This is a genomic window from Streptomyces sp. NPDC006733 (genome assembly GCF_040636125.1).
Classification (GTDB): Bacteria; Actinomycetota; Actinomycetes; order Streptomycetales; family Streptomycetaceae; genus Actinacidiphila.
Genome location: NZ_JBEYJD010000031.1, coordinates 1 through 13176, shown reverse-complemented (window position 1 = coordinate 13176; position 13176 = coordinate 1). Strand labels below are relative to the sequence as shown.

The 13176-nt window shown below is 71.5% G+C and carries 14 protein-coding genes; 8 read left to right on the top strand and 6 right to left on the bottom strand.

The window, feature by feature from the left end; translation table 11 throughout:
- Positions 1 to 13: 13 nt before the first annotated feature.
- The 3 genes from ABZ721_RS25765 to ABZ721_RS25755 all read right to left on the bottom strand — a co-directional run bounded on the left by ABZ721_RS25765 (position 14) and on the right by ABZ721_RS25755 (position 2262).
- Positions 14 to 1048: a phosphotransferase gene (locus tag ABZ721_RS25765; RefSeq protein ID WP_358791070.1), complete on the bottom strand. Its 1035-nt coding sequence runs from the start codon at positions 1046 to 1048 to the stop codon at positions 14 to 16.
- Between the two features lie 15 nt (positions 1049 to 1063).
- Positions 1064 to 1495 (bottom strand): pyridoxamine 5'-phosphate oxidase family protein, encoded by a 432-nt coding sequence (locus tag ABZ721_RS25760; RefSeq protein WP_358791069.1) that lies wholly within the window; start codon positions 1493 to 1495, stop codon positions 1064 to 1066.
- 101 nt (positions 1496 to 1596) lie between these two features.
- Positions 1597 to 2262 carry a response regulator transcription factor gene (locus ABZ721_RS25755; protein ID WP_358791068.1) on the bottom strand — a complete coding sequence of 222 codons (666 nt, stop codon included), beginning with the start codon at positions 2260 to 2262 and terminating at the stop codon, positions 1597 to 1599.
- A 308-nt stretch (positions 2263 to 2570) separates the two neighbouring features.
- Between ABZ721_RS25755 and pdhA the strand changes: the two genes are divergently transcribed.
- The 6 genes from pdhA (at position 2571) to ABZ721_RS25725 (ending at position 8502) form a co-directional block, all read left to right on the top strand.
- A complete protein-coding gene (gene pdhA / locus ABZ721_RS25750; RefSeq protein WP_358791067.1) occupies positions 2571 to 3707 on the top strand; it encodes a pyruvate dehydrogenase (acetyl-transferring) E1 component subunit alpha in 1137 nt (378 codons plus the stop codon).
- A gap of 2 nt (positions 3708 to 3709) precedes the next feature.
- On the top strand, positions 3710 to 4690 hold the full coding sequence (locus tag ABZ721_RS25745; protein WP_358791066.1) for an alpha-ketoacid dehydrogenase subunit beta: 981 nt from the start codon (positions 3710 to 3712) through the stop codon (positions 4688 to 4690).
- Between the two features lie 56 nt (positions 4691 to 4746).
- Positions 4747 to 6126, top strand: coding sequence for a dihydrolipoamide acetyltransferase family protein (locus ABZ721_RS25740; protein ID WP_358791149.1), 1380 nt, complete (start codon positions 4747 to 4749; stop codon positions 6124 to 6126).
- 150 nt (positions 6127 to 6276) lie between these two features.
- Positions 6277 to 6471: a hypothetical protein gene (locus ABZ721_RS25735; protein WP_358791065.1), complete on the top strand. Its 195-nt coding sequence runs from the start codon at positions 6277 to 6279 to the stop codon at positions 6469 to 6471.
- 79 nt (positions 6472 to 6550) lie between these two features.
- Positions 6551 to 7219 carry a GntR family transcriptional regulator gene (locus ABZ721_RS25730; protein WP_358791064.1) on the top strand — a complete coding sequence of 223 codons (669 nt, stop codon included), beginning with the start codon at positions 6551 to 6553 and terminating at the stop codon, positions 7217 to 7219.
- A 2-nt stretch (positions 7220 to 7221) separates the two neighbouring features.
- Entirely contained in the window at positions 7222 to 8502 is a 1281-nt protein-coding gene (locus ABZ721_RS25725) for an MFS transporter (RefSeq protein ID WP_358791063.1), read from the top strand.
- A 52-nt stretch (positions 8503 to 8554) separates the two neighbouring features.
- Here the strand turns inward: ABZ721_RS25725 and ABZ721_RS25720 are convergent, their stop codons facing one another.
- On the bottom strand, positions 8555 to 9379 hold the full coding sequence (locus ABZ721_RS25720; protein WP_358791062.1) for a maleylpyruvate isomerase family mycothiol-dependent enzyme: 825 nt from the start codon (positions 9377 to 9379) through the stop codon (positions 8555 to 8557).
- A 134-nt stretch (positions 9380 to 9513) separates the two neighbouring features.
- Here ABZ721_RS25720 and ABZ721_RS25715 point away from each other — a divergent pair, with 134 nt between their 5' ends.
- On the top strand, positions 9514 to 10290 hold the full coding sequence (locus ABZ721_RS25715) for a carbon-nitrogen family hydrolase (protein WP_358791061.1): 777 nt from the start codon (positions 9514 to 9516) through the stop codon (positions 10288 to 10290).
- A gap of 34 nt (positions 10291 to 10324) precedes the next feature.
- On the opposite strand, the gene ABZ721_RS25710 is transcribed toward ABZ721_RS25715, so the two are convergent.
- Positions 10325 to 10819 carry an LURP-one-related family protein gene (locus tag ABZ721_RS25710; protein WP_358791060.1) on the bottom strand — a complete coding sequence of 165 codons (495 nt, stop codon included), beginning with the start codon at positions 10817 to 10819 and terminating at the stop codon, positions 10325 to 10327.
- A gap of 39 nt (positions 10820 to 10858) precedes the next feature.
- Here ABZ721_RS25710 and ABZ721_RS25705 point away from each other — a divergent pair, with 39 nt between their 5' ends.
- Positions 10859 to 12682 (top strand): NHL domain-containing thioredoxin family protein, encoded by a 1824-nt coding sequence (locus ABZ721_RS25705; protein ID WP_358791059.1) that lies wholly within the window; start codon positions 10859 to 10861, stop codon positions 12680 to 12682.
- 96 nt (positions 12683 to 12778) lie between these two features.
- On the opposite strand, the gene ABZ721_RS25700 is transcribed toward ABZ721_RS25705, so the two are convergent.
- A complete protein-coding gene (locus ABZ721_RS25700; protein WP_358791058.1) occupies positions 12779 to 13003 on the bottom strand; it encodes a DUF6458 family protein in 225 nt (74 codons plus the stop codon).
- Positions 13004 to 13176: the final 173 nt, after the last annotated feature.

Below are 13176 nucleotides of genomic sequence, written 5' to 3'. Positions count from 1 at the left end.
CCGGCCCGACCGGTCAGCCGGTGAACGCGTCGCTGACGGCCTCGTACTCGCGCGTCCACCACACGGCGAGCGCCGAGGACGCCGGGAAGAGCGGGTCGGAGCGCCGGTCGTGCTCCTGGTAGCGCCAGCAGAGCATCCAGAAGTCGTTCAGACGCTCCCACCAGACCCGGTGGACGGCCGCGGCCAGCTCCACCTGGGTCACCCCCGCCGCGAGCCGGTAGGCGCGCGCGTAGGGCCGCACCTTCGCCAGGTCCAGCTTCCCGTCGCCCGGCCGGACGAAGAAGATCGCGGCGGCGCGTACCGCCTCCTCGGCGCGCGGCTGCACGCCGAGCCGGTCCCAGTCCACGATCGCCACGGGCTCGTCACCCCGGTAGAGCAGGTTCAGCGGGTGGAAGTCGCCGTGCACCCAGCCGGTGGCGGGCGCGTCCGGTGCGGGCGGCCTGCGGTGGGCGTGCCGCTCCAGCAGGGCGCGGCGCTCCAGCAGCCGGTGCTCGGCCAGCTCGTCGAAGATCTCCCGCGGCTCGTGCGCGTGGGCCAGCCGCAGCAGCTCGTCGATGAGCGCGTACGTCCGCGCCGGGTCGGCGCTGGGGTGCGGGATCCGGTCGGCCTCCGGCGAGGGCTGCACGCGGGCCAGACCGGCGTGCACGCGGCCCAGCAGCGCGCCCAGCCGCCGGGACTGGGCGGCGGTCAGCTCGGTGCCCTCCCGGTGCCGTCCCTCGACCCACGGGTAGAGCGCGTAGCAGCGCCCGCCCACGACGGCGACCGTCCTGCCCTCCGTGTCGGCGACGGGCGGGGCGACGGGCAGCCCGAGGCCGTCCAGGAGCAGCGTCGCGCGGTGCTGGCGGGCGATGACGGCGGCGTCGGCGGTGTCCGGCGCGAGGTAGTGCTTGAGGAAGAAGCGGCCACGGGTGGTGGCGAGCCGGTAGCCGCGGTTCAGCAGTCCCTGGGGAACCGGATCGCAGGCCAGCGGGGTGCCGGCGCCTTCGTAACGGCGCAGCAGCGTGCTGAGCGTGCCTTCGGGGAGCAGCTCCGTCGCCGTGCCCGTCACTTGGTCAAGCGTAGATCACGCGGCGTGTGCCTCCGGCCACTGTGCGACATCCCGTACGAATTGCACGTCCACGAACGCGGGATCGATCCGCAGGTGCACGGGGTCGAAGGCGGGCTCCTCCACGAACGAGGGAAGCGGTCCGAACACATCGTCGGGGCCGTCCGGCGCCGGGGCCCGGTGCGGCGGGACGACGCGGGCGGTGCCGGTGACGTGCACGGCCCAGACGGAGTCGGCGGCCGTGTGCAGGTTGTCGGCCTGGTAGCCGACGACGGAGCCGTCGCAGGCGCCGTGCACGCCCCAGCCGCGGTGCACCCGGATCAGCAGGTGGTCGTCGACCACGGCGTGCCGGGCGACGGCGATGTACGGCATGGCGTGGCGCGAGAGGGCCAGCCGGCCGTAGCGGACGGTGGCCACGAGCGCCATCGCGCGTCGATCCTGTGGGGACATCCCTCCACTGTGGCGATCGGCGGCCGGGACGAAACAGGGCCCCCGGGCCCTTTCCCAGGGGCCCTAGGTCCCCAGGTCCCCGCTCCCCAGGTCCTGCCGCCTCAGCGCTGCCGGTTCCCCTCCGCCTGCATCCTGGCGACGTACGCGGCCGCCTGGGTCCTGCGCTCCATGCCGAGCTTGGAGAGCAGCGAGGAGACGTAGTTCTTGACGGTCTTCTCGGCGAGGTGCAGCTTCTCGCCGATCTGCCGGTTGGTGTGGCCCTCGCCGATCAGGTCCAGGATCTTCTTCTCCTGCTCGGTGAGGTCGGCCAGCCGGTCGTCGCCCTTGTCCGCGCCCTGCCGCAGCCGCTCCAGCACCCGGGCGGTCGCGACGGGGTCCAGCAGCGACTTCCCGGCGGCGACGTCACGGACGGCGCTGAGCAGGTCCGTCCCCCGGATGGCCTTGAGGACGTAACCCGCCGCACCGGCCATGATCGCGTCGAAGAGCGCCTCGTCGTCGGCGAAGGACGTCAACATCAGGCACTTGATGTTCGGATCGTTCGAGCGGATCTCCCGGCAGACCTCGACGCCGCTGCCGTCGGGCAGCCGGACGTCCAGGACCGCCACGTCGGGGCGGGTGGCGGGGATCCGGGTCAGGGCCTCGGCGGCGGTGCCCGCCTCGCCGACGACCTCGATGTCGTCCTCCACGGAGAGCAGCTCATGGACGCCCCGGCGGACCACTTCGTGGTCATCGAGGAGGAATACATGGATTTTTCCGTCTTCGCGCACGAATCGAGCATCCCACACGATTCGATCTCCAGACCTCTTACGCCAATTCGATCGGCGAGATACCGTTCTGCTGTCCCGGTGGCCTGCGACAACGCCTATTTACTAGGTAATCCAAGCAAAACCGCAGGTAGGACGCCTTCGCGCGATTGCGGATGTAGTAGGTAACGTCTTTCTTGCAGGCCACTTGCCGGGGCACTGTCACGCCTGGCTCGGCCATGCCGCACATACCCCGTGCGCCGCGTCGAACCAGGTGAGCCGCAACTGGCCTCCCGGCGGATCCCGGGGGCCGGACAGACGGAGGAGCGAACGTGAGCGTGAAGAGCACTGCCGCGCGGCGGACCACCCGCGGCGGCGCGAAGCGCCGTGGGGGCGAGCCCGAGCTCGTACAGCTGCTGACCCCCGAGGGCAAACGCGTCGAGCACAGCGAGTACTCCATCGACCTGACCCCGGACGAGCTGCGTGGCCTGTACCGCGACATGGTGCTGACCCGCCGCTTCGACGCCGAGGCGATCACACTGCAGCGGCAGGGCGAGCTGGGCCTGTGGGCCTCGCTCCTCGGCCAGGAGGCGGCACAGATCGGATCGGGCCGGGCCACCCGACCGGACGACTACGTGTTCCCCACCTACCGCGAACACGGTGTCGCCTGGACCCGTGACGTGGACCCGTTGAACCTGCTGGGCATGTTCCGCGGGGTCAACCACGGCGGCTGGGACCCGAACGAGAACAACTTCCACCTCTACACGATCGTCATCGGCTCGCAGACGCTGCACGCGACCGGTTACGCGATGGGTGTCGCCAAGGACGGCGCGGACTCCGCCGTCATCGCCTACTTCGGCGACGGTGCCTCCAGCCAGGGCGACGTCGCGGAGGCGTTCACCTTCGCGGCCGTCTACAACGCCCCGGTGGTGTTCTTCTGCCAGAACAACCAGTGGGCGATCTCCGAGCCCACCGAGAAGCAGAGCCGGGTGCCGATCTACCAGCGCTCGGCCGGCTTCGGCTTCCCGGGCGTCCGGGTCGACGGCAACGACGTGCTGGCCGTGCTGGCCGTCACCAAGGCCGCCCTGGAGCGGGCCCGCACCGGCCAGGGGCCGATGCTCGTGGAGGCGTTCACCTACCGGATGGGCGCGCACACCACGACCGACGACCCCACCCGCTACCGCGCCGACGAGGAGCGCGAGCAGTGGGAGCTGAAGGACCCGATCCTGCGGCTCAGGACGTACCTGGAGGCCGAGGGCCTCGCCGACGAGGAGTACTACGCCTCGATCGACAAGGAGAGCGACGCGCTCGCCAAGCGGGTGCGGGACGGTGTGCGCACCATGCCGAACCCCGACACCATGGCGATCTTCGAGAACGTCTACGCGGACGGGCACGCGCTCGTCGACGAGGAGCGCGCGCAGTTCGCCGAGTACCTCGCGTCGTTCGCCGACGAGACTGAGGGGCACTGACCATGACCACGACCACGTTGACCATGGCCAAGGCCCTCAACGAGGCACTGCGCCAGTCGCTGGACACCGACCCCAAGGTCCTGCTCATGGGCGAGGACATCGGGAAGCTCGGCGGCGTCTTCCGCATCACCGACGGCCTGCAGAAGGACTTCGGCGAGGAGCGGGTCATCGACACCCCGCTGGCCGAGTCCGGCATCGTCGGCACCGCGATCGGCCTGGCGCTGCGCGGCTACCGCCCGGTCGTCGAGATCCAGTTCGACGGCTTCGTCTTCCCGGCGTACGACCAGATCGTCACGCAGCTCGCCAAGATGCACGCGCGGGCGCTGGGCAAGGTCAAGATGCCCGTCGTCATCCGCATCCCGTACGCGGGCGGCATCGGCGCGGTCGAGCACCACAGCGAGTCCCCGGAGACGCTCTTCGCGCACATCCCGGGCCTCAAGGTGGTCTCCCCCTCCAACCCGCAGGACGCCTACTGGATGCTCCGGCAGGCCATCGACTGCGACGACCCGGTGATCTTCTTCGAGCCGAAGCGCCGCTACTGGGACAAGGGCGAGGTCGACACCGAGGCCATTCCGGGCCCGCTGCACAAGGCCCGGGTGGCCAGTGCGGGCACGGACCTCACCCTGGCGGCGTACGGCCCCATGGTGAAGGTCTGCCTGGAGGCCGCCGCGGCGGCCGCCAAGGAGGGTCGTAGCCTGGAGGTGGTGGACCTGCGGTCCTTGTCGCCGATGGACTTCGACACGATCCAGGCGTCGGTCGAGAAGACCCGCCGGCTGGTGATCGTGCACGAGGCTCCCGTCTTCCTGGGGACCGGCGCGGAGATCGCCGCCCGGATCACCGAGCGGTGCTTCTACCACCTCGAGGCTCCCGTGCTGAGGGTCGGCGGCTTCCACGCCCCGTACCCGCCGGCGCGGCTCGAGGAGGAGTACCTGCCCGGCCTGGACCGCGTACTCGACGCCGTCGACCGCGCGCTGGCGTACTGAGAGGCGAGGAGAGCGTGACAGTGACCGACATTGCGCAGCGCTTCCGCGAGTTCAAGATGCCCGACGTGGGCGAGGGACTCACGGAGGCCGAGATCCTCAAGTGGTACGTCAAGCCGGGTGACACCGTCACCGACGGGCAGGTCGTCTGCGAGGTCGAGACGGCGAAGGCGGCCGTCGAGCTGCCGATCCCGTTCGACGGCGTCGTCCACGAGATCCGCTTCCCCGAGGGGGAGACGGTCGACGTGGGCACCGCCATCATCTCGGTGGACACCACCCCGGGCGCCCCCGACGAGGCTCCCGCCACCGCGGCCGTCCCGGCTTCGGCCGCGCCGGCCGAGGCCGCGCCCGAACCGCCCGCCGAGCCGGCGAAGCGGCAGGCGGTGCTGGTGGGCTACGGCGTCTCCGAGGCGTCGACCGTCCGCCGGGCCCGCAGGACGCCGGGCGGCGTCCCGGACCGGCCCAAGGGCCGGCCCGCGAGCGAGGTGAACGGGCACGGCGCGAGCACGGCGGGCGGTTTCGACGCCCCCGCCGGGGACCGCCCGCTGGCCAAGCCGCCGGTGCGCAAGCTCGCGAAGGACCTCGGCATCGACCTGAGCGCCGTCGTCCCGAGCGGCCGCGACGGGACCATCACCCGCGAGGACGTGCACGCGGCGGTCGCGCTCGCGCCGTCCGCGCCGGCGATGGACGTGGCACCCGCCGCCGCTGCCGCCCCCGAGGCGGCCGTGGAGCCGGGCGCGCGGGAGACCCGTACGCCGATCAAGGGCGTCCGCAAGGCCACCGCGCAGGCGATGGTCACGAGCGCCTTCACCGCGCCGCACGTCACGGAGTTCGTGACGTTCGACATCACGCGGACGATGAAGCTGGTCCAGGAGCTCAAGCTGGACCCGGCGTTCGCCGGCCGCAAGGTCAGCCCGCTGCTGCTGGTGGCGAAGGCGCTGCTGGTGGCGATCCGGCGCAACCCCGAGGTCAACGCGACCTGGGACGAGGCCGGCCAGGAGATCGTCCGCAAGGAGTACGTGAACCTGGGCATCGCGGCGGCGACCCCGCGCGGGCTGATCGTGCCGAACATCAAGGACGCGCACGCGAAGACGCTGCCCGAACTCGCCACCGCGCTCGGCGAGCTGGTGGCGACCGCGCGCGAGGGCAAGACCTCCCCCGCGCAGATGCAGGGCGGCACGGTGACCATCACCAACGTCGGCGTCTTCGGCGTCGACACCGGTACGCCGATCCTGAACCCGGGGGAGTCCGCGATCCTCGCCTTCGGCGCGGTCAAGGACATGCCCTGGGTGCACAAGGGCAAGGTGAAGGTCCGCAAGGTCACCACGCTGGCCCTGTCGTTCGACCACCGGGTGGTCGACGGCGAGCTGGGCTCGAAGGTGCTCGCGGACGTCGCGGCGCTGCTGGAGCAGCCGAAGCGCCTCCTGACCTGGGCGTAGGTTCCCGCCGGCAGGCGAATGTCACCCGAAAGAGGCCCGGACGTACAAACGTCCGGGCCTCTTTGCCGTGTCCGGCAGCCGGGAAACGCGCCTTCTGTGGCGATATACAGGGACAACCCCAGATGTCAGGCTTCGAGCCCGGAGGACGCCGTGGCCGTATCCGTATCCGCCATCCTGCTTCTCCTGATCATGGCGATCGTCTTCCTGCGCAGCGGATCCCTGAAGGTCTCGCACGCCCTGGTCTGCGTCTTCCTCGGCTTCTACCTCGCGAGCTCCAGCGTCGCCCCGACCATCCAGAACGGCCTGACGGCGACGGCGAACGTGGTGAGCAGCCTGCACCCGTGACGGTCCGGCCGCCGTCTGCGGTCCGCATCCCGGACGCGGGTTTCTCGTGGATACGTGATGTATCTATGATGCGTCCATCATGATTCCCGCTCCCGTGACGGCTCCGGCCGCCAAGTCGCCGCCCGCCGCCGAGCGGGTCTATGTCCACGTCAAGCAGGGTGTCCTCGACCGCAGTTACGAGGGCGGCACCCTGCTCACCGAGGGCGATCTCGCCGAGGCCGTCGGGGTCTCCCGGACGCCGGTGCGCGAGGCGCTGCTGCGCCTGGAGGCGGAAGGGCTGCTCAAGCTCTACCCGAAGAAGGGCGCGCTGGTCCTGCCGGTCTCCATGCAGGAGATCGCCGACGTCGTCGAGACCCGGCTCCTCGTCGAGCAGCACGCGGTCGCCAAGCTGGTGCCCGCCGCGCCGCCCGCGCTGCTGGCCCGGCTGGAGGAGCTGCTCGCCGAGCAGCAGGGCCACGCCCACGCCGGCGACCTCGCGGCGTTCGCGGTCGCCGACCGCTGCTTCCACGCCGAGATCGTCCGGGCGGCGGGCAACCGCATCCTCGCCCACCTCTACGACCAGCTGCGCGACCGGCAGCTGCGGATGGGCGTCGCCACGATGCACGCCGAGCCCAGCCGCGTCGCGAAGAACCTCGTGGAGCACGGCGAGATCCTCGCCGCGCTCAGGGACGGCGACGGCGACCGTGCCGCCGCCCTGGTGCACCGGCACGTCTCGTGGGTGAAGGTCATGGCGCGGGGGGACGCGTGAGCATGAACGGCGAACCGCCCGGCGGCCGGCGCGCCGCCACCGTGTGGGGCATCGGCACGCTCGTCTACATGGTCGCCGTGGTGCACCGCACCAGCCTCGGCGTGGCCGGGATCGACGCCGCCGAGCGCTTCCACATCGGCGCCTCCGCGCTCTCCACGTTCTCGATCCTCCAGGTGCTCGTCTACGCCGGACTGCAGATACCGGTCGGGCTGATGGTCGACCGGCTCGGCACCAAGAAGGTGCTGACCATCGGCATCGTGCTCTTCACCGCCGGCCAGCTCGCGTTCGCGCTGTCGCACTCGTACGGGATGGCGCTCGCCGCCCGCGCGGTGCTCGGCTGCGGTGACGCGATGACGTTCGTCAGCGTGCTGCGGCTGGGCTCGCGCTGGTTCCCGGCCCGCCGGGGGCCGATGATCGCGCAGGCCGCCGCGCTCTTCGGCGTCGCGGGCAACCTGATCAGCACGGTCGCGCTCTCCCGCGTCCTGCACTCGGCCGGCTGGACCGCCACGTTCACCGGCACGGCGGTCGGCGGCGCGTTCGTCCTCGTCCTGGTGCTGCTGTTCCTCAAGGACCACCCCGAGGGGTACGAGCCCGCCCCCGCCGAGCACGCGGGCTTCGGCTACGTGCGCCACCAGATCGTCTCCGCCTGGCGGGAGCCCGGCACCCGGCTCGGCATGTGGGTGCACTTCACCACGCAGTTCTCCGGGATGGTCTTCCTGCTGCTGTGGGGGCTGCCGTACCTGGTGGAGGACCAGGGCATGTCGCGCGGGGCGGCCGGCTCGATGCTCACCCTCGTGGTGCTCGCCAACATGGTGTTCGGCACGCTCTTCGGCCAGCTGATCGCCCGTCACCACGGCGCCCGGATGCCGATCACGCTCACCGCGATCGGGGCCAGCACCGTCGCCTGGGCGACCGTGCTGGCCTGGCCCGGCGGCCACGTCCCGCTGTGGATGCTGATCTGCCTGTGCGTCGCGCTCGGCGCCTGCGGCCCCGCGTCGATGATCGGCTTCGACTTCGCCCGCCCGGCCAACCCGCCGGAACGATTCGGCACCGCCTCCGGCATCGTCAACGTGGGCGGCTTCACCGCGTCGATGATCACCCTGCTGGCGATCGGCGTGCTGCTGGACGCGACGGGGGACAACTACCGGATCGCCTGGTGCAGCGTGTTCGTGCTCCAGGCGATCGGCACCGTCCAGATCCTGCGGCTGCGCGGCCGCGCGACCCGGCTGGAGAAGGACCGGATCGCGGTCAGCCGCGTCGAGAGCGTGCACGTGCCGGTGTAGCGGGGGCCGGGACCCACGGGGCGACCGGGACCCACGGGGTGAGGGCCGGGACCTACGGGGTCAGGGCGATGTGCGCCAGGATCGCGTTCGCGAGCTGCTGGTCGCCCTCCACCTTCACCCGGTCCATGACGGCCGCCGGGCGCACGCGCCCGCAGACCAGCCGCAGGAACGTCTCCCAGTCGGTGCTGAACGTCACGGCCGGTCCCAGCGAGACGGCGGAGTCGATCGTGCCGCGCCCGTCCTGGTCGACCCGGACCGTCCGCATGAACTCCAGCGGGCCGTGGATGTCGAAGACCACCGCGGAGCCGGGCGGCGCGCCCGCGTCCTTGGCGATCACCTTCGGCAGCGCGCGGAGCAGGAAGTCCCGCGCGTACACGGCGGCGGGAGACGCCAGGTTCCCCGGCGTGCCCAGCGCGCGCCGCAGGTCCTGCTCGTGGACCCAGACGTCGAAGGTCCGCATCCACAGCAGGTGTTCGAGGGTCATCTCCTGGCCCATCGGGCCACGCATGATCTGCTCGGGGCCGCGCGACTCGTTCCGCAGCTGTCGGGAGCGCCGGATGATCGTGTATTCGAGCTCGGAGGTCATCTCCGGAGCCGTGTGGTGCCGCCGGGTGTCGACCGGCACCTCGATGTAGCGGGCGAACTCGCTGGTGATGTGCCGCAGATCACTCGGCAGGGTGTGGATCGGGCGCGGGTCGCCGAGCATCTCGCACTCGTAGCCGATGACGTGGGACACCACGTCGCGCACCGACCAGTACGGGCACTCGGTCCGCCGGTTCCATTCACCCTCGACGAGGGGGGCGACCAGTTCGTTGATGGATTCTATGGAGTGGGTCCAGGCGTCGATGTACGGCTGGATCTTACTGTGGACGGTCACGGGACCCCTCGACGGATCGATGCGCGGTCGTGGTGGTGTGCGCCTAAGTTACGCTCCGCGCGGGTACCCACGCAGTGCTTTCGAGTGACGATGGTAGGCCCGACTTGACGACCAAACGTATGGGCGGTGGGTGTATGCGCGCTTCTTTGCTGCAGATCGACGTCGACTTGAACGAAACGGTCGCCGAAAGGCGCGTTCGGGCGGCCGCGCTGGTGCGTGCGCAGGCCGGGGCGGATCTGGTCGTACTGCCCGAACTGTGGCCGGTCGGCGCCTTCGCGTCGGACACGTTCGCGACGGAGGCGGAGCCGCTCGACGGGCCGACGGCCGACGCGATGTCAGCGGCGGCGCGGGAGGCGGGGGTCTGGCTGCACGCCGGCTCCATCGTCGAACGGGATCCGGACGGCCCCCTCTACAACACCTCGCTGGTCTTCGATCCCGAGGGCGGGCTGCGGCACACCTACCGCAAGATCCACCGCTTCGGCTTCGACCAGGGCGAGGCCGCGCTGATGGCACCCGGCGAGGAGATCGTCACGGTCGCGCTCCCGGACACCGTCCTGGGCCTGGCGACCTGTTACGACCTGCGCTTCCCCGAGCAGTTCCGGCTCCTCGTCGACGCCGGCGCCCAGGTCCTCGTCATCCCGGCCGGCTGGCCGGCGAGGCGGCTGGAGCACTGGCGGCTGCTGGCGCGGGCCCGCGCGGTCGAGTCCCAGACCTACGTCCTGGCCTGCGGCACGGCCGGCACCCACGCGGGCGTCGAGCTCGCCGGCCACAGCATGGTCGTCGACCCGTGGGGCGACGTCCTCGCCGAGGCCGGCACCGGCGAGGAGGTCCTCACCGTCGACCTGGACCCGGCCCTCGTCACGAAGACCCGGCTCGACTTCCCGGTGCTGCGCGACCGCCGCCTGGGCTGAGCGGGCGGCTGGGCCGGGCGGAGGCCCGTCCGGTTCAGCCGTCCCCGTGCTCCTTGTCGACCAGCCGGTCCACGCACACCGCGATGGCGACGAGCATCCCCGCGTCCGCGTCCTCGCGCTCCACGTCGATCGCGTACGTGTCGCGCATCCGGAACCACTTGCGGGAGATCCGCGCGAGCCGCTCCCCCTCGTACTCGATGTCGAACTCCTTGTCGACGATGTCCCCGCGGACCTCCAGCTCCTCCCCCGAGGCCAGCTCCGCCCGGTACACGTCCCGCAGCAGCGTCAGCCGCTTCTTCCTGACGGTCACCAGGACGTCGCCGCCGCGCTCCACCTCCATGGCGTCCCGCAGGCTCACCAGCTTCTTGCGGATCACCGCGACCTCGTTGCCCTGGGCGTCCCGCAGCTCCAGCGTCTCCCGGATCCGCAGGACCTTCCCGTCGACGTAGAACGCCCGGTCACCGCGCTCGTCCTCGATCCAGTAGTCGTCACCGACCGCGAACAGCTTCTCCCGCACGAGGTATTTCATGGAGGAATGTCTACCCCCTGAGTGCTGTTGGATGGGGGTATGACTGCACGTGCGCGCGTTCGAGCCCCGGAACTCATCGGCAAGGGCGGCTGGCTCAACACCGGTGGCCGCCCCCTGACCCTCGCGGAGCTGCGAGGGCGTGTGGTCATTCTCGACTTTTGGACGTTCTGCTGTGTCAACTGCCTGCACGTGCTCGACGAGCTGCGGGAGCTGGAGGAGAAGCACCGGGACACCGTGGTGATCGTCGGGGTGCACTCGCCGAAGTTCGTGCACGAGGCGGAGCACCAGGCGGTCGTGGACGCCGTCGAGCGGTACCAGGTGCACCACCCGGTGCTCGACGACCCGGAGCTCGGCACGTGGAAGCAGTACGCGGTGCGGGCCTGGCCGACGCTGGTGGTGATCGATCCCGAGGGGTACGTCGTCGCGCAGCACGCGGGCGAGGGGCACGCGCACGCGCTGGAGGCGCTGGTCACGGAGCTGGAGGCGGAGCACGGCGCCAAGGGGACGCTGCGGCGGGGCGAGGGGCCCTACGTGGCGCCGGAGCCCGTGGCGACGCACCTGCGGTTCCCGGGGAAGGCGCTGGCGCTGGACGGCGGCGGGTTCCTCGTCTCGGACACGACCCGGCACCAGCTCGTGGAGCTGGCGGCCGACGGCGAGAGCGTCGTGCGGCGGATCGGCGACGGGGAGCGCGGGCTGGTGGACGGCGGCCCGGACGTGGCGCGGTTCAGCGAGCCGCAGGGGCTGGCGCTGCTGCCGGACGGGTCCGTCGTGGTCGCGGACACGGTGAACCACGCGCTGCGGCGGCTGGACCCCGCGACCGGCGCGGTGACCACGATCGCCGGGACCGGCGGCCAGTGGTGGCAGGGGTTCCCGACGGCGGGTCCGGCCCGTGAGGTGGCGCTGTCGTCGCCGTGGGACGTCGCCTGGTTCGCCGGCCGGCTGTGGATCGCGATGGCGGGCGTGCACCAGTTGTGGACGTACGACCCGGTGGCGGAGACCGTCGGTGTGGCGGCCGGTACGACCAACGAGGGGCTGGTCGACGGGCCCGCCGAGGAGGCGTGGTTCGCGCAGCCGTCGGGTCTGGCGGCGGCCGGCGACCGCCTGTGGGTGGCGGACTCGGAGACGTCGTCGGTGCGCTGGGTGGAGAGTGACGGCGTCGGGTTCGTGGTCAGGACCGCGGTCGGGACCGGGCTGTTCGACTTCGGGCACCGGGACGGCGCCGCGGGACAGGCGCTGCTGCAGCACCCGTTGGGCGTCACGGCGCTGCCGGACGGATCCGTCGCGATCAGCGACACGTACAACAACGCGCTGCGCCGCTTCGACCCGGCGACCGGCGAGGTGACGACGCTCGCGACCGATCTGCGGGAGCCGTCGGACGCGGTGCTGGCGGGTGAGGACGTCGTCGTGGTCGAGTCGGCGCGGCACCGGCTCACCCGGCTGCGGCTGCCCGAGGAGGCGGTGCGGGTGGAGTCGGCCGCGCACCGCACGCGGCGGCCGGCGACCGAGGTGGCCGCGGGGCCGTTCCGGCTGGACGTGGTCTTCACCGCGCCGGCGGGGCAGAAGAGCGACGATCGCTACGGTCCCTCGACCCGGCTGCTGGTGAGCTCGACCCCGCCGGAACTCCTGCTGGAGGGCGAGGGGAAGGGCACCGATCTGGGGCGGGACCTGGTGCTGAACCCCGAGGTCGCCGAGGGGGTGCTGCATGTGTCGGCGATGGCCGCCTCGTGCGACGACGACTCCGACAACGAGTTTCCCGCCTGCCACATGCACCAGCAGGACTGGGGTGTCCCGGTCCTGCTGGCCGCCGGCGGCGCGGGCCGGCTGGCGCTGGTGCTGGCGGGGATGGACGAGCCGGGCGAGTAGCCGCCCCCAGCGTCAGCGGGTGTCCGTGGACGTCAGTGGACGTCCGTAGGCGTCACGGGGGACGTCACCGGGGCCGGAACGCGGCCCCGGTGCACGTCACTCGTAGTAGCGACGCTCCTCGACGACGGGCTCGACGCCGCCTCGTACGGTCTCCAGCCGACGCCGCTTGAAGATGCTGACGTAGGCCGCGACGCCGATCGCCCCGACGGCCATCATGATCAGGCCCACGAGGTCGATGTTGACGCCTGACATGTCCCAGTCGGTCGCGAAAGTGAGGATCGCGCCGACCGCGATCAGTGCGATGCAGCCGCCGATTCCCATGATGTCCGCCTCCGTCGTCCCTTGGCCGTGCCGGTTGCTTGTGGAGGGGCGTCTACCCCCGACCGGAACGGCCATGCGCGGCTGCGGAGTTGGCCACGCTTCACTCCGGCCACGTGCGTCATTCGCTACAGTCGCCCCGCAACAGGACTCACCCGTTCGGGTTAATCCGCGAC